The organism is Peristeroidobacter soli (genome assembly GCF_004138485.1).
GTDB classification, from domain to species: Bacteria; Pseudomonadota; Gammaproteobacteria; order Steroidobacterales; family Steroidobacteraceae; genus Steroidobacter; species Steroidobacter soli.
In genome coordinates this window covers 200,974-222,507 of the sequence record NZ_RYEV01000007.1, presented here as the reverse complement: position 1 = coordinate 222,507, position 21,534 = coordinate 200,974, and the positions used below count along the sequence as shown (strand labels likewise).

Below are 21,534 nucleotides of genomic sequence, written 5' to 3'. Positions count from 1 at the left end.
TCGCCGCGGCTTGCGGCGCCTCCGTCCGACTGCTACCTTGGTACCAAGTTACCAAGGTACCCGCCATGACCACCACCGTCACCCGGGTCCAGACCGGCGTTCGTCTGGAAGCTCGTTTGCTCAATGTGCTCAAGGCCTTGGCGGCCCTGAAGAACACCTCGCTGGGCGATCTGCTGGAAGGCATCGTGTTGCATGCCTTCGAAGGCGAGCAGGCATTCAGCGCGCCGACCCTGGCGCAGATCGCCGAGCTGAAGAAGATTTACGGACTGGATCTGACCGCCGCCGACAGCCACCAATTGGTCGAGTCCGAACGCGCCGTCACCCGTGCGACGGCGAAGCGCGTGGGCGCGGCCAGCAAACATCGCAGTGGGAGGAATCGCACATGAGTGCTCAGCCAGCGCGTCAGCCGACGCCCGTGGACGAAATCCTGGTCGCGTTCGAGAACGGCTCGCTCGATCCGGCGCGGTTCAGCCATCGCCAGCACTTGTCGGTTGCCTGGAGCTATCTGCAGCGGGACGGCTTTCCCGAAGGCGCGCTGCAGTTTCGCCGGCATTTGCAAAACTACGTTGCCAAGGTCGGCGCCGAGGGCAAGTATCACGAGACCATCACCTGGGCTTACCTGGTGTTGTTGAACGAGGAGCTGTGTCTGCGGTCGCCGGCCGGCGAGTCGTTCGATGCGATGATTCAACGGCGCCCCGAGCTGCTGGATCATCGCAACGGGCCGATCGCCCGGAGCTACCGCAAATCGCAGCTCGACTCGCCCGAGGCTCGGTGCGTGTTCATGTTGCCCGCCACTGAGTGAGGTTCGCCATGAGCTCCTTCGTAGGTGCCGTCGATCAAGGGACGACCAGCTCGCGCTTCATCGTGTTCGATCAGGCAGGCAACATCGTCGCCAGCGCTCAACAGGAACATCCGCAGATCTTTCCGCAGCCCGGCTGGGTCGAGCACTCGCCAGTCGATATCGCTCGCAACACCGACGCGGTGATCGCCGAAGCCTTGCGATCCGCGAAGCTCACGGCGAAAGACATCGTCGCCATTGGCATCACCAATCAGCGCGAGACAACGATGATCTGGGATCGCCGCACGGGTGAGCCGCTACACAACGCGTTGGTGTGGCAGGACACTCGTGTCGATCCGCTCGTCGCGTATTTCTCCGGACAAGGCGGCAAGGATCGCTTCCGTGCGGCCACTGGCCTGCCGCTCGCGAGCTACTTCAGCGGTCTGAAATTGAAGTGGCTGCTCGACAACGTGCCGAATGCGCGGTCGCTCGCCGACGCCGGCCATCTGCTGTTCGGCACGATGGATACCTGGGTGCTATGGAATCTCACGGGCGGGGCGAAGGGCGGTTTGCATCTCACCGACGTGACCAACGCGAGTCGCACGCAGCTGATGCGGCTGGACTCACTGCAATGGGATGACGAGCTGCTGCGAACGTTCTCGATTCCACGCAGTGTGCTACCGACGATCAAGTCATCCAGTGAAGTCTACGGTCAGGTCGCCGACGGCCCGCTCAAAGGCGTGCCCATCGCCGGCATCCTTGGCGATCAGCAAGCCGCCTTGGTGGGCCAGACCTGCTTCGAGCCCGGCGAAGCCAAGAACACGTATGGCACCGGTTGCTTCCTGCTCATGAACACCGGACCCAAGCCGGTATCGTCGGCCGCCGGCCTGGTGACTACCGTCGCCTATCAATTTGGCAGGAATCCCGCCTGCTTTGCGTTAGAAGGATCGATAGCGATTTCCGGCGCACTGGTGCAGTGGCTGCGCGACAACTTGGGTCTGATCCGCGACAGCGGCGAGATCGAAGCCCTCGCGGCGAGCGTGAAGGACAATGGCGACGTTTACATCGTGCCGGCGTTCTCGGGGCTGTATGCGCCGTATTGGAAGGATCACGCGCGTGGTGTGATCACGGGACTGACTCGTTATGCCAATCGTGGGCACATCGCTCGCGCGGCGCTCGAAGCGACGGCCTATCAAACGCGCGATGTGGTCGCGGCGATGGAGCAGGACTCCCGCATTCAATTGCAGGAACTGCGTGTGGATGGCGGCATGGTCGTGAACGAGCTGTTGATGCAGTTTCAATCGGACATTCTGGACGCGAGTGTGGTGCGCCCGAGAGTGACCGAAACGACGGCATTGGGCGCGGCATATGCCGCGGGCCTGGCGACAGGTTATTGGCAGAGCACCGACGATCTGCGTCGCAACTGGGGTGTGTCGCACACCTGGCGGCCGCGTATGAGCAAGGAAGATCGCGGGCATTTGTATTCGTCCTGGCAGAAAGCGGTGACGCGCTCGTTCAATTGGATGGAGTGACATGTCGGCGGCCGAGCTCCCCCTGTGGACCGCGGAAGAACGCGAGAGTTTTTTCGCCGCCATCGCGCGTCATCGTCGCGCGGCGTGGCAGGTCAGCGCGGTCGCCGGTGTTTGCGTCGCAATTCTCGCGTTCGTCGTTGCGACGCTCACGTCGCCGCTGTTCTATGCGGTGATCGGGCTGCTGCTCGACGTGATCAATCTGGTCGTGCCGATGCCCGATCTGCTCGGCACGGTCGGCGCGATGCTGAGCCACGCCGTCGATAACATCGAGACCCAATCGGTCGGCAGCTGGCTGCAGCTTGCGATCATCGCCGCGCTGCCAGGCTTGGTGGCGGTGTTCATCGTTCTGTTGACGTTGCGACGTATCGTGCGCGAAGCGGAAGAGGGCGGCGCGCAGGAACTGGCCTTGCGAGCGCCAAATCTCTCGGTGCTTTCGGAGCAGCGGCTCGCGAACGTCGTTGCCGAAATGGCCCTCGCCGCCAACATCAAGATGCCGAAGGTCGCCATCATCGACACTCCGGTCGTCAACGCGGCCGTGTATGGGCCCGACGATGAGACGGTGACTGTGCTGGTGTCCACGGGGCTGCTCGAAAAACTGGATCGCGCGCGAATGCAGGCGGTCGCCGGGCATCTCGTCGGGCTCATCGCCAACGGCGATGTCGTGCAAGGGATGCGAGTGGCGCAGACGCTGAGTCTGTTCGGCTTCGTCGCGCGCTTGAGCGACGGCATCGTCGACCCGCCCGCCTGGTCGCGACTTTGGCAGACGTTGCGCGTGGCCTTGAAACCCGGCGCGTCGAGTGCGGATTCCCGATTGATTCTGGAGCTCACCAATCCATTTGGTAATGCTCAGAGCTCGCGCTCCGCCGGCGGGAATACGTCGAATCAGATGACGTGGCGTGAATGGATTCGCATGCCGCTGTTCGGGCCCGTCGTGATCAGCGGTTTCTTCGGCGGCATGGTCAGCACCTTCCTGCTCGAGCCGCTGCTCGCCCTGATCTGGCGTCGTCGCAAATATCTCGCTGACGCCATCGCGGTCCAGCTGACTCGCGATCCCCAAGCCCTCAGCGATGCACTCGGTGACGTCGGTAATGGCGGCGGCTTCCCCGCTTGGTGCTCTCACATGCTCGTCGCCGGCGGCGCCCGTCGCGGCGGATTGCTCAGTGGCTCGAGCGTGCCCATGTATCCCGCGCATGACAAACGTCTGAAGGCGTTGGCGCGAATGGGCGCGACGGTCGTTCTGTCTGCTCCGCGTCGCATGCCGCTGTGGGCTCAGCTCCTCGTCGGAGTGCTGGGCGTGGTGGTTGTTTCGTTGTTGAGCGTCGCGATTTATTTGCTGGTGATGGTGTCGATCGCGCTGTCCGGGCTGTTTACCCTGCTGCCCACCGTCCTTTTGCATGCTCTGTTGCGGTGACTTCCTGCTGCGGACATAGTATTCACCCGGGCGGTCGATGGGCGGGTTAACAATAAATGTCCGTGATGATCTCGATGATCCTGCTGCGTCAGCCGATCGAGGTGCCCTCGGCCGCGATCGAGCGCGAGCTCAAGAGTCGTTATCCCGAGCTCGGCCTGGTCTCGGAGACGGATGAAAGCGGCGCGCGGGCGTTCCAGCTGAAGGATGGCACGCTCGTGCTTGGGAATATCGACGCCCCCATTCCCTGGTCCGATCTGGAAGGACCCTGCACCACCAGTTTGCTTTGGAAGGACGCCGCCGCGGAGGTCCAGGGTCACCAGGCTCATCTGATCGTGACGGTGATGAGCGATCTCACCAAAGTCGAGCAAGCGATCCTGCTCACCAAGGCAACCGCCGCCGTGCTCGCCGCCTGCGAGGGCGCGATCGGCGTGTACTGGGGCAACGCCACTCTGGTCGTTCCTAAAAACCTGTTCCTCGATTTCTGCACGGAGGTGCTGCCTCACGGCCCGCCGCTCGATATCTGGATCGACTTCCGCGTCGGCTGGCAAACCAAGGCCTCCAGCGGCGGTTTCACCCAGGGCATGGAGGCGCTCGGGCACATGGAACTGGAAACTCAGGAATCGCCCGAGAAACCCAGCGACCTGCGTCAACGCCTGCATGGCCTGGCCGGATATCTCCTGGAGAACGGCCCGGTGATCCGCGACGGACACACCATCGGCCAGAATGCGAGGGAGAAGATCCGCATCGTCTATTCGGACTCGGCGTTCGGCAGCGACAAACGGGTCATGCAACTTCAATATGAAACGGCGGCGAAGCCTTGGTGGAAGCTGTGGTGAAGGGCGTTTCCGCTGAAGCGTTTCGTCGCTGAGTTTCTCATGCACCTCGATGGCGCTGGTCACTGCTTGCGCGAATCCTTCTCTTTGTGCTCGTCGCAATTCGTCGTACTGTGTCCGCGGAGAGACGCGCGGCAAGTGCCGCGGAGCGTCGAGCTTAGAGATGCTAGACAATCAGATGAAGGGCTTCCTACCATGACCGCAAAACGTTCACCGCGTCGAGGAAGTCATATGACGACAGTTACCGTTTCGCCCAGATTCCAGGTGGTCATCCCTCAGGTCATCCGCAATGCCCTCGGCATAAAGCCGGGGCAACGCATTCAGGCTCTGCAGTATCAGGATCGAATCGAACTCATCCCGCTGCGCCCCATGCGCAAGGCACGCGGCATGCTCAAGGGAATCGATACCACGGTGAAGCGAGAACACGATCGCGCATGAATGTGGTTGATTCCTCAGGCTGGCTGGAATACTTCGCGGATGGTCCGAACGCCAGCTTCTTCGCACCGGCGGTCGAGAAGATCGAAGAACTCGTCGTTCCCACGATTTCCATTTATGAGGTCTTCAAGCGCATTCTGCAGCAGCGGGACGAAGCTGCTGCCTTGCACGCGGTTGCGCTGATGCATCAAGGCGAGATCGTGAGCTTGACTGCGCCACTGGCACTGAACGCGGCACGACTCTCTCGAACCTTGGCTCTACCCATGGCGGATAGCATCATGTTGGCTACCGCGACGTTGCGTGATGCGACTCTCTGGACTCAGGATGCGGACTTCGCGCCCATTCCCGGTATCAAATACATCGCCAAAGAAAAGTAGCTCACAAGAGAACGTGGGCTGAGTCCTATTCCTTGTCCCGCCCCACCGCTCGATTCTTCCTTTCTCCCGCCTCCTGTTCGATCTGCGACTGAGGCGGCGGCGGGGGCATGCGGCCGCCGCTTAGAAAGAGCAGGGCCCAGGCGAAGCCGCTTACGGAGGGCTTCTTTCGGGGCCGGCGCTTGCGCCAGAAGTTGAACAGCGACATCCAGGACCTCCGGCTCGTTACGCCCCTGGATCTTTCGGCGACCCCGCGACCCCTTCGTTCCTCAACCACTGCGTCAATATCTTGCATCGCTCCTCCGACACGCCGAGGCTGCGTAGCGCGTAGTCGGTCATTTCCAATGCAAGCTCGAGCTCGCCCATGACGGCGCGGTCGACGCCTTGGCGGATCAAATACTTCAGCTCCGACGAGCTGTGGGTCCGCACGACCACCGCAATCTTGGGATTCTTGGCGCGAGCGAGTTCGAGAATCCGGCGGGCGTGAAAGCCATCGGGTGAAGCGATCACCAACAACCGCGCATGTTCGATCTGCGCAAGCTCCATCACGCCATGCGCAGTCGCATCGCCATACACCGCCGTGATCTTGTCCTCACGCAGCTGATCGACGACCCGACGGCTCATCTCAATCACGACATACTCGAGCCCCTGCGCCTGCAATCCATAACCGACGACGCTGCCGACGCGTCCGTAACCAACGATCACCGCATGATTTCGCAGCCGCGAAACTTGCTGATCAGGCGGCAGTGACGAGAGCTTGCCATCCTTCCGAGTGAAAAACGCCAGCAGCTTCGGCCGCTCATTCAGCCAACGCGCGATCGGCGCAATGGTCGCGAAGGCGAAGGGATTCAAAGTAATGGATAACAGCGCACCAGCCAGGATCAAATCGCGCCCTTCGGGCGGCAGCAGACCGAGGCCGACGCCGAGGCCGGCGAGAATGAAGGAGAACTCACCGATCTGTGCCAGGCTCGCCGAAATCGTCAGTGCCGTGCGCACGGCGTAACCGAACGCGAGCACGATGGCGAAGGCCGCGAGCGACTTGCCCACCAGAATGACGAACAGCACGCCCAGCAACTCCAGCGGCTGCCGCAGGATCACCGCGGGGTCGAACAACATGCCGACCGACACGAAGAACATCACCGCGAACGCATCCTGTAGCGGCAACGAATTCTCCGCCGCCTGATGACTCAGGTCCGACTCGGCCAGCATCACACCCGCGAAGAATGCGCCGAGCGCGAAGGACACGTCGAACAACATGGCCGATCCGTAAGCGATGCCCAACGCAATTCCCAGCACGGCCAGAGTGAACAGCTCACGCGACCCAGTGCGTGCGACCTGCAGCAGTAGCCAAGGCACGATGCGTCGGCCGCCAACCATCATGAGCGCCACGAATATCGCGACCTTCAAAGACGTCACGCCGAGGCTCACAAACAAGCTGCTCTGACCAGCACTGTCGCCGGTGTGCGCGAGGGCGGGCAGGAACACCAGTGCCACGACCATCGCCAGGTCCTCGACCACCAGCCAGCCCACAGCGATGCGACCCTGTTCGGTATCCAGCTCGTTACGTTGTTCGAGCGCTCGTAACAACACGACGGTGCTGGCGACCGACAGCGCCAGGCCGAACACGATTCCCGAGGTCGTGCTCCAATTCCACAGCCGCGCCAGGCCGAGGCCAATGATGGTTGCCACTGCGATCTGCACGATCGCGCCGGGCAGCGCGATGTTACGGACCTTGAGCAAGGTGCCGATGGAGAAGTGCAGACCGACGCCGAACATCAACAGGATGACGCCGATTTCCGCCAGTTGCCCGGCGAGACCCGCGTCCGCGACGAAGCCCGGCGTGAACGGCCCGATTGCAATTCCGGCGACCAGATAGCCCACCAGCGGCGGCATGCGCAGTCTGGCGGCGAGGAAGCCGAAGCCCAAGGCCAGCACGAAGCCGATGGCGATGAGTGCAATCAGGTCGGATTGATGTGGCATGCGCTAGGGGTCACCTGGGATCGAGTGAACGCGAGCGCAGCGGCACCCGCGAGGCACTCCATAGTAACCGCTCCGCTCGCGAGGTTAATCGTTCCTTTATATGGACCGGGCTAGCGAACGATCTCGACCGCCAGCGCCCGGCTGTCGGCGCGACCCCGATCGTCCACTGTGCGTACCATGTAATGTCCCGCGCGCTGCGGGTGCCAGCCGATCGCCACGCCGGGCGTGCCCGTGCCGACGTAGCTTTCATCGACGAACCAATGCAGTCGTCGCACTTCGCTGTCCGCATTGGCGGCCAGTGGGATGGTTTCGCTGCCGACGCGTCCACTGCGCACGCTGTATGTCACAGCGATGACAGGCGATGTGATCTGGGGTGGCGTACCACTCGGGACATCCCGCTGGCAATCCGCCGGCGGCGGCGGCCGTCGACGCGGCATGCCGGCCTGCGCGAACAGTTGCAACAGGTCCGTAGGCCAGAATTCATAAACCTCGCTGCGTGTATGCGATGGATCGTACGGCGGACAGGCTTGCTCGCCGGTTCGGGTATCGATCCAGACGCGCCGGTGAATCTGACTCACACGAATCGGTGACACGCCGGGGATGTACCAGGTGCTCACCACCTGCGGGCACTCCGAATTCGGCAGATCGCCCGATGCGCTGCAGACTTCCACTCGTTCCATGCGCGGCGGCTGTCGATAGATCGGCTCGATGAGTTTTTCCTGAGCCGCGAGCGCATCGAGCAGGCGAAAGAACAGCGGCGCGGCTGCCTGCACCCCAACGAATGCGGGATTGCCTCGACCGTCGAAGTTGCCGACCCACACGACCAGAACGTAAGGGCCGAATGTGCCGGCGGTCCAGGCATCGCGGAAGCCCCACGACGTGCCGGTTTTCCACGCAGCCTGCACGCCGCTGCGACGACGAGCGAATGAATCTTCGGGACGCGGCGCCGAGCGGAGCATGTCCAGCGTCATGAAGCTCGCTTCTTCCGACAGCATGCGGAGCCCGTCGGCTCGGGGTTCGGCGGTGAGATAGCGCAAGGGCGCGAGACGGCCGCGATTCGCCAGCATCGCATACAGCGTCGCGGCCTCTTCTATCGTGATTTCGCCGCCGCCCAGGGTGAGCGCGAGGCCGTAATGTTTCTCACTCGCCATCTTGGTGATGCCGGCACTGCGCAGGAACTGATAGAGCGAGGGCGTCGAGAGTTGCGATGAGAGTGTCATCGCCGGGACGTTGCGTGAGCGGATCAACGCCTCACGCGCGGTGATCGGGCCCACGAAACGGCCGTCGAAGTTTTCCGGGTTGAAGGGGCCGAAGGCGGTCGGCGTATCTTTCAACACCGTTTGCGGATGGATCACGCCCTGATCGATGGCCAGCGCGTAGATGAACGGTTTCAGCGCCGAGCCGGGCGAGCGCTTGGCCAGGGTGCCGTTCACCTGGCCTTCGATGTCGGCCGCGAAGAAATCGGCCGAACCGATCATCGCCTTTACGGAAAGGTCTCGATAGTCGACCAGCATGGCAGCGGCGTTGTGAATGCCGATGTTGCTGTGTTCGCGGACGTAGGTCGTGATGACTCGTTCGAGCGTTCGTTGGGTTCGAAGATCGAGCGTCGTGTTTACTGAATGAACCGACGCCGGTCGGGGTCGCTGCAGGATGGCGTTCGTGAAGTGAGGTGCGGCGAAGGGGAGGTCACGCAGGGAGGCGTAACGCAGCGGCGTAGCGATGTGGTCGGCTGAGCTGGCCGCGTCCGGATGTTCCTCGACCCAACGGGCAAAGAGGCGCAAGCGCGCGTCGCGGAGGTCGGCGGGTTCGTCGAGGGTGGGCGCACGACGCGCGGGGGATTGCGGGATGAGTACGAGCGTCAGTGACTCAGCCAAGCCGAGCCGTTTCGCCGACTTGTCGAAATAGATCAGGCTGGCGGCGCCGACGCCTTGAATGTTTCCTCCGTAGGGCATCAGGTTAAGATGCGCTTCGAGCAGCTCCCGCTTGGAATAGCAGAGCTCCAGTTGCACGGCGCGGACGATCTGCTGGAGTTTGCCGCTGATGCTCTTGGTGTTCAGTCCGTACATCAGCCGGGCGAGCTGCATCGTGATCGTCGAGCCGCCCACGCGCGGGCCGCCGGAGTACGTCGACGTCGCCGCGCGTACCAACGAGGCGACGTTGACGCCGGGATGCCAGTAGAAATGCTGGTCTTCGTGGAGCAGCAGGGCATCGACCAGTTCGGGCGAGATGTCTTCGATCGGCGTCCACAAGCGATACTGGTGATCGCTCGCCAATGTGAGTCTCAGCAGCCGGCCTTGCCGATCGAAGATCGCCGTCGAAGAAGCAATCTTGGCGGCGAGCGGCTCGCGCGGCCACAGCCGGATCGTGACGAGCGTCGCCGCTACGATCACGACCAAGACAGCTACGCCGAGTGCTCGCCGCCAGCGCATGATCAGATAGCTCCCGGCCTGACCGGTTCCACGGCGCTATCGGCAGCGGGAGGACCTACCGGCCCCTCCCGCTGCGAGCCACTGACGCTCCCTTCTTCTCTCACGGCCGCGATACCTCAATGCGACCGGCGGCCGACCGGCCAACGACGCTCCGGTCATACATCGCCTCGCCATACGCAGGCGGCGTGACATACGAGCCGACGTTCGTCGCCTTGATCCGATAAACGATCTCGGACACCTCGCCGCTCGCATTCGCGTAGAACACCACACGATCCTCGCGCATATCGGCGTACTGCAGGGCCGCCTTCACGTTGCCTACGCACACCTGGCACTGCCACCCCTCATAGGACGGGTCGTACTCACCATCGCCTTCACCTTCAGAAGCAGAAGAAGCCTCACTGAACGGCGCCTGCGCCGCTTCCGTCGGTACCACCAGCTCGAAGCCACCGGGCAACAGGTCGACCAGCGCGATGTTCGAATATGCGCCTTCCTTCAAGCCCCGGAACTTCAGGTGCACATCGATCTGCTGTCCCATCTTGATCGACGTGATCGGCTTGCCGCTGCCATCCGTGTATTCACGCAACACTTCCAGCCCCTGCTTGATCGCCTGCGTCGGAGGCTTGCGATCGAAGCCGGACTGTTCGATCAAGTAGTACGCATTGAGGTTGGTGTTGTTCGTGAATCTCAGCGCCGCCGCCTGATCCGTGAACTTCACCGTCGGGAACAAGCCCTCCGGCAACGTCAGCGCACGCACGCTCTTGTTCTTCAGCACTTCCGCAATCGCCAGATTGCGAGCCGCGCCTTCAGTCGCCGACGCATACGCGTCCAGCGCCAGCAACGTCGTGCCCGCCGACAACGAATGGTAGTAACCGTCAGTCACGCGCTTCGCCATCGTCGTGAACACTTCGCCCGGCACGGTCTTCAACCGTTCCGGAAAGTGACGCGAGATTATGAACAGCAGCAACGCGTCGCGGGTCATCGGATCGTTGTACAGCTCATCGCCTGTCGCATCGAAGCGAGTGCCGGAGATCAGGCTCTCGGCGTCACGATCCTGCCGCATCAGATCCAGCGAAGCGGCCAGCCACGCCGCGGTCAGATCTTTCTCCCATTGCCCGCGATAGCGTTCGGCCAGCCGCTTGCGAGCCGCGGTGATCTCCGCCGCCATGCGCTGTCCCTGACGCGTCAGCAGATAAATCGCATACGCGCTCTGCCGCTCATCGGTGAGGTTGTTGCCATCGCGCTGAGCGACCTCATGCAAATAGTTATTGCCATTCGCGACCAGGTCGCCCGGAATCGCCTGGCCTCGCTCGCCGGCCTCGAGCAGCAACTGCTGGGCATACAGCGACACGAACTCGACCACCTCGTTGCCGCCCGGCCAGAGTTTGTAGGCACCGGTCTCGGTCTGACGCGAACGTAATTCGCCGATCAGCGCCGAAACGTCGGAGCCGTCACGCGTCTTCACGTAGCCAAACTCCGGCCGCGACGTCAGCAATACCGCCGGCATCGACATGCTGACGATCTGCTCCGTGCACGCATACGGATAGTTCGAGAGATACGCGACGAACCCATGCGCGAATTGCAGCGGCAGCATCGATGCGCCGGTGTCCAGCGTGCGGTGATGCGGATACATCTGCCGCTCGACGCGAATCTCTTTCTCGCCCGTCTGCAGGACACCCGCGCTCAGCTGCGTCATGAACGGCGTCGCAGGCCGCACGCTGAGATCGATGCGACGCTTGCCGCTCGCGTTGCCCGTGCGAGCGGTGAAGCTCATGTTCGCCGCTCCCGGCACGTCTTTCGCTCGCAGCCGGAATCGCACCGAGCCTTCGCGTCCTTCGGCAATGCTTGCGTCCTGCTTCGGTTCGCCGACGACTTCGAGGCCGGCATCCGTTTCCAACGTCACTGTCACCGTGGCGCTCGCGCCCGAGCCTTCGACGTTATTCGACACGCCGACGCTCACATCAAACTCGTCGCCCGGAGACACCGTCGTCGGTGCGTTCGGCGACAACACGAAGTCGCCGCGAACCAGCGTACGACTCTCATGTACACCGACGCGATCATCGGTCACCGCCACCGCCATCACGCGCAGCGTGCCGTTGAAGTAGTCCGGCACCGTGTACTTCAGTTCGCGCGTCGTCGAGTCCGCATCGACAATACCCGACCAATATGCCACCGGCTTCTCGCCCTTGCGACGGAACGGATTGAGATGCTTACCGAGCAGACCTTCCGCATCGCCACCTGGCGCCGCAGCCAGACCCAGCTGGCGGAACTCGGGCAGGATCAGATCCAGGATCTGGGTGGTCGACACTTCGAGCGCGCGCTTCTGGAAGAAATACCCCAGCGGATCGGGCGTCTTGTACGCGGCGACCTGCAGGATGCCTTCGTCGACCGCGAACAACACCAGCCGCGACGGCTTCTCGGTGCGATAGCGGAATGTCACATCCTGACCCGGCTTCACCAGCGTAGGCGCTTCAACGGTGACCGGATTGCGCCGCGCATCCACCGCGATGGAGAACGGCTGCACGCCGTAGGACATCGGGCTGGTGTAGATCTCGGACGACGCCGAGTCGCGCACGAAGGTGACCGACACATAGGCATTGCCTTCCAGCCCCGCGGGCAATGTGATCTTCTGCACCGAGCTGGTGGTCGAAGTCTTGAACCACTTCCACGCATACACACGCTCGCGCTCGATAGTGATCAAGCCGGCGCCTTCGTACGGAGCGCGAATCGAAACTTCGACTTCTTCGCCCGGCGCGTAGTCGCGTTTCGACAAAGTCAGCTGCAGCTCGGCGTTCTTTTCCAACGTGCGCGTGACATTGCCTTCACCCGCCACTTGATAGTCGAGGCGGGCCAGCTGCTGGCCCGACGCGTCTTTCACCACGTAGGCGAAGTTGCCCGGCGCATCCGTGGCAAGTTTCAGCGAATAGCCGGTCGCGGCGATCGTCAGCGGCGTGTCGCCGAGCGAGGTTTCCTTGCGGCGCGACTCGTATTTATAAGTGCCGTTCGCCTGACGCATCAGCACCGAGACGAAGCGCGTTTCCAAGCGAGTCAGCACCAGGCCGCTGACCTCCGTGCGTTGAGCCTTCGGATCGATCGCGATGAAGTGCACGTTACGCTCGCCGTTACGCGACAGATAACCGAGCTCGCCATCGGCCTTGTAGCCGACGAGGTAGGGCATGTTCGACACGAGTTGCGCGGCTTCGGTCGTGACGCCACGACCGCCATCCGCCTCGAAGCCCTGCGATACCAGGTGCACGCGATACGTCGCCTTCGCGAAGCGCTGCAGATTCAGCGACAGTGTCGCCTTGCCTTGCGCATCCGTCGTCGTGTCCGCGAGCTGTTCACTGAAGCCTTCGCGTGCGTACTGGGGATCGTGGAACTGATAGTCCGGATAAGCGCGGAACGAAGGAATACTCGGCGTGAGTGTCAGATTCGACACGATGCGCCGGTTTTCCGCCGGCGTGCCGAACAGATTCTCCAGTTGCACGGTCGCTTCGAGATTGTCCGGTGGCACCCAGCCGTCCGCCGATGTCGCGGAGAACGTTGCCTTCATGCGCAGACGGTCCGGTTGGAAGTCGCGCACCTGTACGGTCGTCGAGCCAATCAGATCGGCGTTGTATTGATCGCGCACGATGGACAGTGCCAACGTGTACGTGCCGGTCGGCGATGTTTCTTTGGTCGGCTGCAGAATCTCGCCGAAGCCTGCCGCGCCCGGCTTGAACGTCTCGCGTCGGATCACGGTGCCTTGCGGATCGGTCACTTCCAGGCGCAGCGGCAAGCCGGACAGCCCGCGACTCCAATCCTGCTTGCGAACCAGCGCGCCGGCGCGAATTTCTTCGCCGGGCCGATAGATACCGCGATCCGAGAAAATGTAAGCCGACAGCGCCGCGCGATCGGCATTGCTCTCGACACCTCCGATATCGAAGCGCGACAGATCGAGCGACCGACCCCGATAGTCGAGCGGCAGGAATGAACTGTCACCGCCACGCCGTGCGAGATACAGCACCGGCGCTTTCTCACGCTGGAAGCTTCTCAATTCGGGGAAGCGCACGTGGCCGTCGGTATCGCTGGTCTCAGTGAGCACGGGCAAGCCGTTGCGGCCGATGATTTCCACCGACGCGCCACTGATCGGCGCGCCGGTCGCGATGGATTGCACGAACACATCTTGCGAGCCATCGACCGACCGCTTCACGACCAGGCCGAGATCGGTGACGACGATCAGGCGCGCGTCCGCCAGCTGCGTGCCGAGCGATTGATTCCAAGCCTCCGGCGCGTAGTCCAGCGCTTGATTGTTCTCCGGATTCCACGCCTGCACGCGGAACAGGAACACGCCGCGGCGGTCGCCGGCGTTGTCGTCCAGATATTTGCCGAGGTCGACCGATTCGTACTGGGCTTTACCTGGATCAGTCGTCTCCAACCGGATGACTTCGTAGAAGCGCTCGGTGATGTTGGCGGATTCGAATGCCCAGTTGTTGAATTGCGGCGTACCGAAGTTACCGCTTGTCTGCGTCACCAGATGCTGTAACTGACGCGGCAACAACCGGCCGATCTCGACCCGAATGGCCGGCACGTTGCGAGCGAACAGACTCACCGTCTTCTCGCCCGACATCGACAGCAACGAGCCGGAGTGCAGGATGCTCAGCTCGCGCGGGAACTCCGGCACTTGAATGATGCGTTCGACGCTATCGCCGAGCGCGTAGCCGCCGAACGACTTCAGGCCCGCATCGATCTTGATATAGAGATACCGGCCCGGCGCCGCTTGATAGCGCAGGCTGTGCAGCTCGTAGTGTTCCTGCTCGCCCGGAATCTGTTCGACTTTCAGCGCGGTCTGCGCCGTCAGCACTTCGGGACGGAATGTGGTGTTGGTCCACGGGAACGGCCTGTTGCCACTGAACTGCCCCTGCACCTTCGGATCCGGATGTTTCTCCGGCAGCAGCCACACGTGGACCTTCGGCGGCAGTTCCTTTTCCAGCACCGAGAACGAGGTGTTGATCAGGATCACCTGATCGGGCTCGTTGCGCTCGTCGCGAACGATGTCCAGGCCCAGGTTGGAAATCTTCAAACTGTTCAGGCCGGGGACTTCGACGCTCGCATTCAGGGTGTCCTTCGATTCGTTGCCACCGCGTGCGGCGCGCGTGCCGGGCTCGATGGTGATTTGCAGGCGACCGGCCTTGGGCGGCACTTCCAGCTGCGCGGAGTGCACGAAGGCGTTCAACTTCAGCTTGTCATAGATGACGGTGAAAGCCGGCGCGGTCAGTTCCTTCTCGATGGTGTCGGTCACCTTGTTGAACATCTTCAGCTTGACCCGCTTCTCGAAACTTTCCGGATCGACCGGATGGCTGAAGCTGATGCTGGCGACGACTTTCTTGTTGCCCGCGACCACCGGGTCTTGATGGAACTCGGTATTGGCCAGCCTGGCGACGAACGCCGGCGACTCGAACTCGAACTGGTAGTCCTTGAGCGTGACGTGCGCGGCCGCGAAGTGCTTGCGCGACAGCTCGACTTTGTAGCGCTGGCCGATGGGCCAGTCGGCGGCCGGCTGGAAGCGCAGCGTGCGGTCGTCGTCCCAGAACCATTGGCCCGCCACCGCCGGGCTGATATCGATGCCGGCTTGCATCGGGTCGATGGGATGGCCGGCGCGTTCCAAGGTCGCGGTCGATGCCGAGAAGTTCACGACGAGCGGATTCGGCGGACCGGGCGGCTCGCAGGCATAGCAGGTGAGGCCAGGCGCGGTCACCGCGAACTCGGTGAGCACAGGTTGCGGACGGTTCTTGTACCAGTGCCAGCCGAACCAAGCCGCGGCGATCAGAGCCGCAATTCCCGCGACCACGAGGGCCGCGCCACGGGGATTGGCTCGCGCCGAGGTGTTGAGCCGGCCCGCGCCCTGGCGGACTGCGCCACTGGATGCGGTGACCCACCCCGGCGGCTGCCAGTTCAGCTCTCCGAAGATCGTCCGTAAAGCGCTCCGAAAGCGGTCCATTTCACAACCTCATGGCGAGACGTATTTGCGCCAGAATCAGCCAGATCGCGGCGTTAACCGGCATGTTGGGCGGCGATTCTGCCCGAACGCAGACAGGAATGTGGCAAAGCCGTGGCAGGCGCGGGACAATGGCTCCCCGCCGCTACTGGATCCGCGCATGAGCGAGTACACCGCGACCGTTTATTGGCAGCGCCTCGGCGCCGTGTTCACTGACAACAAGTATTCCCGGGCCCACGAATGGCGTTTCGACGGCGGCGTGACTGTGCCGGGCTCGAGTTCGCCGCACGTTGTCCGCGTGCCGCTGTCCGATCCGAGCGCGGTCGATCCGGAAGAGGCATTCATTGCGTCGTTATCGAGCTGCCACATGCTGTTCTTCCTGTCCTTTGCCGCGGCCGAGGGCTTTGTCGTGGACACTTATGAAGACCAGGCTGTGGGTGTGTTGGCCAGGAACGAGGCCGGCAGGATGGCCATGACGGTCGTTACCTTGCGGCCCAAAGTGGTGTTTTCCGGGAAGGTGCCGAGCGCCGGGCAGCTGGCCCAATTGCACCATCGCTCGCACGATGAATGTTTCATCGCCTCGTCGGTCAAAACCGACGTGCGTTGCGAGCCGGTTGCGTAAATCCTTCCGCCGCGTAGCATGCCCCGTTCGCCGTCGGGAGGCGCGGGGTCGCCCTCGACCATAAACATTACGGGTTGGATTGGCTGCATGAACAAGATTTTCGCGTGCTGTGCCCTGCTGCTGCCGTTGCTGACCGCCTGTGGTGGCGGCGAGAAGGCGACGGTGTGCGTCGAAAAGGAGCAGCCTTATATGGCGTCCCGTAATAATCCCCAGCTAAAAGTGCCGGACGGCATGACCCAGCCGAACCGGGCCGAGGCGCTGGCGATTCCGGAACCGACCGCGGGCCGGCATAGCGGCACGGGTTGCCTGGATGAGCCACCCTCGTATTTCCGCTCCAGCGGCACCACGGCGCGCACACCCGAGGAAGTGGTCGCGAGCTGGGCCCAGGCTTGGGCAAACCGCGAAGCGGATGCGGTGGTTGCGCTTTATTCTGGCAGCTTCACCGCGCCGACGGATTCGGCCGGCAGTTCGGCCTGGCTGGAACAGCGTCGTGAGCAGGTGGCCACCGGCCCGGTGCCCGATCCAGTCGTCGAAGGCCTGCGTGTCGAGCCCGATGGCGCCGACAAGCGCGTCGTGCGGTTCGTGCAGAAGTTCGGCACCAACTCGTTGCGTAAGGAGTTGACCCTGGTGCGCGAGGGCGCTTCGTGGCGCATCGTCTCCGAGAAGGTGGCCGACGTTAAGTAAGCGAGGATTTTCATGGCGCAGACTTCTGCGATTCGTTCGGCGGTGCCGTTGCGCCTCGGTGCCGTCCGTGAGGCGATCGTCGATCGCCTCGAGCGAGTGCTCGGCAAGTCGACCGAGAATGCGACCCGCCGCGACATCTACGACGCCTTGTCCATTGCCGTCCGTGAAGAACTTACCGAGCGGTGGATCGCCACCGGCCAGCGGGTCGCCCGTGCCCGCGTAAAGCGCATCTGCTATCTGTCGATGGAGTTTCTGCTCGGTCGCAGCCTCGTCAACGCGCTGTCCTCGTTCGAGGATGAGTTGCTCACTGAAGTGCGCGAGACCGTGCAGTCGTTCGGTCAGGATCTGGATCACATCGCCGCCGAGGAAGAAGATCCCGGTCTGGGCAACGGCGGCCTCGGTCGTCTCGCCGCGTGTTTTCTGGATTCGCTGGCGACGCTGGGCTATGCCGCCACCGGTTATGGCATTCGCTACGACTACGGCATCTTTACTCAGGTCATCGAGAAAGACGGCGCGCAACGCGAAATCGCCAGCTCCTGGCTCGGCTTTCATAACTTCTGGGAAAACAGTCAGGGCTCCGTGCGCCACCGTGTGCGATTCGGCGGTCAGTGTCGCGCGGCTCGCGATGAGAACGGTCGAGTGCGTTACGAGTGGGTCGATACCCAGGATGTGTGGGCGGTCGGTTATGACTTGCTGATTCCGGGCAACCGCAGTCCCACCGTGAACCATTTGCGCTTGTGGTCGGGGCGCGCGATCACGCCATTCCGTATCGAAGCGTTCAATCACGGCAACTACGCGGCCGCCGTCGCCGAGCAGGTCGACGCGAAGAATCTCACGCGCGTGCTGTATCCGGACGACTCGACGCCGCAAGGCAAGGAGCTGCGCTTCAAGCAGCAGTACTTCTTCGTCAGCGCCTCGTTGCAGGATCTGCTCTGCCAACATCTGGCCGAGCGCCGGCCGTGGAAGGATTTGTCGAACGCCATCGCCGTGCAGCTCAACGACACGCACCCGGCGTTGACTGTCGTCGAGCTGATGCGTCTGCTGACCGATACTTATGATATGGAGTGGGCGCCCGCGTGGAAGCTCACGCGTGAGATCTGCAGCTACACGAATCACACGCTGCTGCCCGAGGCTTTGGAGACTTGGCCGGTGTCGTTCTTCGAGCGACTGCTGCCGCGTCATTTGCAGATCGTCTATCAGATCAACCGCGATTTCCTCGAAGAGGTCAGCGCCAGGTTTCCGCAGGATCTGGATCGCCGTCGTCGCATGTCGCTCATCAACGAGGATGGCGATCGTCGCGTGCGCATGGCGTATCTGTCGGTGGTCGGCAGCCATCGAGTCAACGGCGTGGCGAAGCTGCATTCGCGGCTGATGCGCGAGACCATCTTTGCCGACTTCGCCCAGCTGTGGCCGGAGCGCTTCACCAATGTGACCAATGGCATCGCCGTGCGCCGCTGGTTGAAGCAGGCGAATCCCCTGTTGTCCACGCTGCTGACCGAGAAGCTCGGCCAGGCGTGGGAGAACGATCTGGAGGATCTGGAGCGCTTGAAATGGGCCGCGGACGATGCCGATTTCCGCCGTCGGTTCCGCGAGATCAAACGCGCCAACAAGGAGCGGCTGGCCAAGACCATTCATCAGCTGCTCGGTGTGACGGTGAGCGTCGATGCGATGTTCGACGTCCAGGTCAAACGCATTCACGAATACAAACGGCAGCTGTTGAACCTGCTGCACGTCATTTGCCGTTACCAGCAGTTGCTGGACAACCCGAACGACCCGATGCCCGCGCGCGTCGTGATGTTCGCCGGCAAGGCGGCGCCCGGGTATCACATGGCGAAAGCCATCATCAAGCTCATCAACAACGTGGCGCACGTCATCAACAACGACGCGCGCATCGGCGACAAGCTGAAAGTGTGTTTCCTGCCGGACTACGACGTGTCGCTGGCCCAGGAGATCATGCCGGCCGCCGATCTGTCGGAGCAGATTTCCACGGCCGGCATGGAAGCGTCGGGCACCGGCAACATGAAGCTGTCGCTGAACGGCGCGCTCACCATCGGCACGCTCGACGGCGCCAACATCGAAATCAAGGATGCGGTGGGCGACGATAATATTTTCATTTTCGGCATGACCACCGAAGAAGTGGTCGAGCGCCGCGCCCATGGTTACTCGCCCGCGGACGAAGTGGCCAGGAATCCAGCTCTGAAACGGGCCATCGAGCTGCTCGATTCCGGCCATTTCACGCCGGACAACATCTTCGACTCGAAGGTGGTCAGCGACCGGCTGCTCGGCCACGGCGAGCATTTCATGGTGCTGGCGGATTTCCATGAATACATGGCCGCGCAGGCGCGCGTCGACGAGCTGTTCCTGAACTCGGAAGAATGGACCCGCAAGTCGGTGATCAACGCGCTGAGCATGGGCCCGTTCTCCAGCGATCGCAGTATTCGCGAGTACGCGGACAATATCTGGTCCATCAAACCGGTGCTGTGATCGGGAACCCGGGCGGCCGGGCGGTGTTGTGAAGGAACAGCTGGCAACCGAACTAGTATTCGTATCGCTATGACGTCCGGTCTTTCCGATCTCGACTTGCACCTGTTCGGTGAGGGCAACCATCACCACATTCAGCAGAAGCTGGGTGCGCATCTCGAACTGCACGACGGCGTCGCCGGCACGCGCTTCGCGGTGTGGGCGCCGAATGCGCAGCGGGTCAGTGTGGTCGGCGACTTCAACCACTGGGACAGCAATCGCAACGTGTTACAGCGTCGCGGTCAGTCGGGCGTGTGGGAGACCTTTGTTGCCGGCGCCGCCGTCGGCTCGCTGTACAAGTTCGATATCGTCGGTGCGCACGGACAGCACCTGATGAAAGCGGACCCGTATGCATTCCAGATGCAGCTGCGCCCCGACAGTGCTTCAGTGATCGCCGACCTCAGCGGTTACAACTGGGGCGATGCCGAATGGCTCGACCGCCGCCGCAACTGGGATCCGTTGCGCGCGCCCATCGCCATCTATGAATTGCATCCCGGCTCGTGGCGCCGCTCGTGGCATCGCAAGCCGGCATTCCTGACCTGGGATGAGCTGGCCGACCAGCTGATTCCCTATGTCGTCGACATGGGCTACACGCACGTCGAGCTGGTCGGCGTCGCGGAACATCCGTTCGATGGCTCGTGGGGCTATCAAGTGCTGGGCCACTTCGCGCCCACTGCGCGGCACGGCACGCCGCAGGATTTCATGCGCTTCGTCGATCGCCTGCATCAGGCCGGCATCGGCGTGTTCATGGACTGGGTGCCGGCGCACTTTCCTCGCGACGGTCACGGCCTGGCGGATTTCGACGGCACGGCGTTGTACGAACACTCCGATCCGCATCGTGGCGAGCACATGGAATGGGGCACGAAGATTTTCAATTACGGCCGCCACGAGGTGCGTAATTTTCTGATCGCCAACGCGCTCTTCTGGATCGAGCAATATCACATCGACGGGCTGCGCGTGGATGCGGTCGCGTCCATGATCTATCTCGACTACGCGCGCAAGCAGGGCGAGTGGACACCGAATCAATATGGCGGCCGCGAGAATCTCGAAGCCATCGATTTCCTGAAGCAGCTGAACTGGACGGTCGGCCATTACCACCAGGGTGTGGTCACCATGGCGGAAGAGTCGACTTCATTCGCCGGTGTGACGCGGCCGGTGCATCTGGGCGGGCTCGGCTTTCATTTCAAATGGAACATGGGCTGGATGAACGACACGCTGCGCTACATGGCGCTCGATCCGATCTTCCGCCGGCACAATCACAACCTGATCACGTTCTCGTTCGTGTACGCGTTCTCGGAGCACTTCATCCTGCCGCTGTCGCATGACGAAGTGGTGCACGGCAAGCGTTCGCTGCTGGACAAGATGCCGGGCGATGAATGGCAGAAGCTGGCCAATCATCGCTTCCTGATGGGCTACATGATGATGCACCCGGGCAAGAAGCTGTTGTTCATGGGCGGCGAGTTCGGGCAATGGCACGAATGGCGCGACTATGAAGATCTGGCCTGGGCCGCGCTTCAACACCCGCATCATCGGCAGCTGCAGGCCTGGGTGCGCGCCTTGAATCGTTTGTATCGCGACTATCCCGAGCTCCATGGCAGCGACCACAGCTGGGAAGGGTTTCGCTGGCTGGAAGCGGACAATGCCAACGAAAGCGTGTTCGCGTTCATGCGACAGCGCTTGCAGGGCGAGGGCGGCACGCAATTGCTCATCGTCTTCAACGCCACGCCCGTGCCACGCGACAATTACACTTTTGGTGCGCCGGCCGGCGGCCGCTATCGAAAACTGCTCGACAGCGACGACGCGGCGTTCGGCGGTTCAGGCTATGCACCGCAGACTGAAACGCAGGCGTATGACGAGCCGTGGCGCGACTTCCCGGCGCGGATCACTTTGAACCTGCCGCCCCTGGGGGTCGTCATCTGGGCGCGCGATTGAGGCCGATCAATCGTCGCTTTCGCGATTCGC

General features: G+C 62.5%; 14 protein-coding genes. 11 read left to right on the top strand and 3 right to left on the bottom strand.

The genetic code is table 11. The features are described 5' to 3' along the window. Nucleotides 1-65: 65 nt before the first annotated feature. The 7 genes from EKO19_RS30370 (at nucleotide 66) to EKO19_RS30340 (ending at nucleotide 5,366) form a co-directional block, all read left to right on the top strand. The gene (locus EKO19_RS30370) at nucleotides 66-386 is read left to right on the top strand and encodes a hypothetical protein (protein WP_217705707.1); all 321 of its coding nucleotides are present in this window, start codon (nucleotides 66-68) and stop codon (nucleotides 384-386) included. Continuing rightward, nucleotides 383-802: a hypothetical protein gene (locus tag EKO19_RS30365; RefSeq protein ID WP_129781170.1), complete on the top strand. Its 420-nt coding sequence runs from the start codon at nucleotides 383-385 to the stop codon at nucleotides 800-802. Before EKO19_RS30370 ends, EKO19_RS30365 begins: the two co-directional genes overlap by 4 nt. Before the next feature lie 8 nt (nucleotides 803-810). Next, nucleotides 811-2,310 carry a glycerol kinase GlpK gene (glpK, locus tag EKO19_RS30360; RefSeq protein ID WP_129781169.1) on the top strand — a complete coding sequence of 500 codons (1,500 nt, stop codon included), beginning with the start codon at nucleotides 811-813 and terminating at the stop codon, nucleotides 2,308-2,310. A gap of 1 nt (nucleotide 2,311) precedes the next feature. Next, nucleotides 2,312-3,721 (top strand): M48 family metalloprotease, encoded by a 1,410-nt coding sequence (locus EKO19_RS30355; RefSeq protein WP_129781168.1) that lies wholly within the window; start codon nucleotides 2,312-2,314, stop codon nucleotides 3,719-3,721. A 56-nt stretch (nucleotides 3,722-3,777) separates the two neighbouring features. Continuing rightward, entirely contained in the window at nucleotides 3,778-4,557 is a 780-nt protein-coding gene (locus EKO19_RS30350) for a DUF4261 domain-containing protein (RefSeq protein WP_129781167.1), read from the top strand. A gap of 228 nt (nucleotides 4,558-4,785) precedes the next feature. After that, a complete protein-coding gene (locus EKO19_RS30345) occupies nucleotides 4,786-4,992 on the top strand; it encodes an AbrB/MazE/SpoVT family DNA-binding domain-containing protein (protein WP_129781166.1) in 207 nt (68 codons plus the stop codon). Further along, nucleotides 4,989-5,366 carry a type II toxin-antitoxin system VapC family toxin gene (locus tag EKO19_RS30340; protein WP_129781165.1) on the top strand — a complete coding sequence of 126 codons (378 nt, stop codon included), beginning with the start codon at nucleotides 4,989-4,991 and terminating at the stop codon, nucleotides 5,364-5,366. The genes EKO19_RS30345 and EKO19_RS30340 overlap by 4 nt, the downstream gene beginning before the upstream one ends. Nucleotides 5,367-5,588: 222 nt before the next feature. Here the strand turns inward: EKO19_RS30340 and ybaL are convergent, their stop codons facing one another. From ybaL to EKO19_RS30320, 3 genes are all read right to left on the bottom strand, one after another. Then, the gene (gene ybaL / locus EKO19_RS30330; protein ID WP_129781163.1) at nucleotides 5,589-7,343 is read right to left on the bottom strand and encodes a cation:proton antiporter domain-containing protein; all 1,755 of its coding nucleotides are present in this window, start codon (nucleotides 7,341-7,343) and stop codon (nucleotides 5,589-5,591) included. A gap of 110 nt (nucleotides 7,344-7,453) precedes the next feature. Then, complete coding sequence (gene pbpC / locus EKO19_RS30325) at nucleotides 7,454-9,772, bottom strand: penicillin-binding protein 1C (RefSeq protein WP_129781162.1); 2,319 nt, start codon at nucleotides 9,770-9,772, stop codon at nucleotides 7,454-7,456. A gap of 100 nt (nucleotides 9,773-9,872) precedes the next feature. After that, nucleotides 9,873-15,749: an alpha-2-macroglobulin gene (locus EKO19_RS30320; RefSeq protein ID WP_129781161.1), complete on the bottom strand. Its 5,877-nt coding sequence runs from the start codon at nucleotides 15,747-15,749 to the stop codon at nucleotides 9,873-9,875. A gap of 157 nt (nucleotides 15,750-15,906) precedes the next feature. Between EKO19_RS30320 and EKO19_RS30315 the strand changes: the two genes are divergently transcribed. From EKO19_RS30315 to glgB, 4 genes are all read left to right on the top strand, one after another. Further along, nucleotides 15,907-16,368, top strand: coding sequence for an OsmC family protein (locus EKO19_RS30315; RefSeq protein ID WP_129781160.1), 462 nt, complete (start codon nucleotides 15,907-15,909; stop codon nucleotides 16,366-16,368). 87 nt (nucleotides 16,369-16,455) lie between these two features. Continuing rightward, a complete protein-coding gene (locus EKO19_RS30310; RefSeq protein WP_129781159.1) occupies nucleotides 16,456-17,052 on the top strand; it encodes a Cif family virulence factor in 597 nt (198 codons plus the stop codon). Between the two features lie 12 nt (nucleotides 17,053-17,064). Beyond that, nucleotides 17,065-19,536, top strand: a complete 2,472-nt coding sequence (locus EKO19_RS30305; protein ID WP_129781158.1) for a glycogen/starch/alpha-glucan phosphorylase — start codon at nucleotides 17,065-17,067, stop codon at nucleotides 19,534-19,536. A gap of 69 nt (nucleotides 19,537-19,605) precedes the next feature. Beyond that, nucleotides 19,606-21,504, top strand: a complete 1,899-nt coding sequence (gene glgB, locus EKO19_RS30300) for a 1,4-alpha-glucan branching protein GlgB (RefSeq protein ID WP_129781157.1) — start codon at nucleotides 19,606-19,608, stop codon at nucleotides 21,502-21,504. Nucleotides 21,505-21,534: the final 30 nt, after the last annotated feature.

Excerpts from the sequence above, each read along its gene's own strand:
- EKO19_RS30305 (WP_129781158.1), top strand. The coding sequence starts at position 17,065 with ATGGCGCAGACTTCTGCGATTCGTTCGGCGGTGCCGTTGCGCCTCGGT.
- EKO19_RS30315 (WP_129781160.1), top strand. The coding sequence starts at position 15,907 with ATGAGCGAGTACACCGCGACCGTTTATTGGCAGCGCCTCGGCGCCGTG.
- EKO19_RS30355 (WP_129781168.1), top strand. The coding sequence starts at position 2,312 with ATGTCGGCGGCCGAGCTCCCCCTGTGGACCGCGGAAGAACGCGAGAGT.
- glgB (WP_129781157.1), top strand. The coding sequence starts at position 19,606 with ATGACGTCCGGTCTTTCCGATCTCGACTTGCACCTGTTCGGTGAGGGC.
- pbpC (WP_129781162.1), bottom strand. The coding sequence starts at position 9,772 with ATGCGCTGGCGGCGAGCACTCGGCGTAGCTGTCTTGGTCGTGATCGTA.
- EKO19_RS30345 (WP_129781166.1), top strand. The coding sequence starts at position 4,786 with ATGACGACAGTTACCGTTTCGCCCAGATTCCAGGTGGTCATCCCTCAG.
- EKO19_RS30340 (WP_129781165.1), top strand. The coding sequence starts at position 4,989 with ATGAATGTGGTTGATTCCTCAGGCTGGCTGGAATACTTCGCGGATGGT.
- ybaL (WP_129781163.1), bottom strand. The coding sequence starts at position 7,343 with ATGCCACATCAATCCGACCTGATTGCACTCATCGCCATCGGCTTCGTG.
- EKO19_RS30370 (WP_217705707.1), top strand. The coding sequence starts at position 66 with ATGACCACCACCGTCACCCGGGTCCAGACCGGCGTTCGTCTGGAAGCT.
- EKO19_RS30310 (WP_129781159.1), top strand. The coding sequence starts at position 16,456 with ATGAACAAGATTTTCGCGTGCTGTGCCCTGCTGCTGCCGTTGCTGACC.
- glpK (WP_129781169.1), top strand. The coding sequence starts at position 811 with ATGAGCTCCTTCGTAGGTGCCGTCGATCAAGGGACGACCAGCTCGCGC.
- EKO19_RS30350 (WP_129781167.1), top strand. The coding sequence starts at position 3,778 with ATGTCCGTGATGATCTCGATGATCCTGCTGCGTCAGCCGATCGAGGTG.
- EKO19_RS30365 (WP_129781170.1), top strand. The coding sequence starts at position 383 with ATGAGTGCTCAGCCAGCGCGTCAGCCGACGCCCGTGGACGAAATCCTG.
- EKO19_RS30320 (WP_129781161.1), bottom strand. The coding sequence starts at position 15,749 with ATGGACCGCTTTCGGAGCGCTTTACGGACGATCTTCGGAGAGCTGAAC.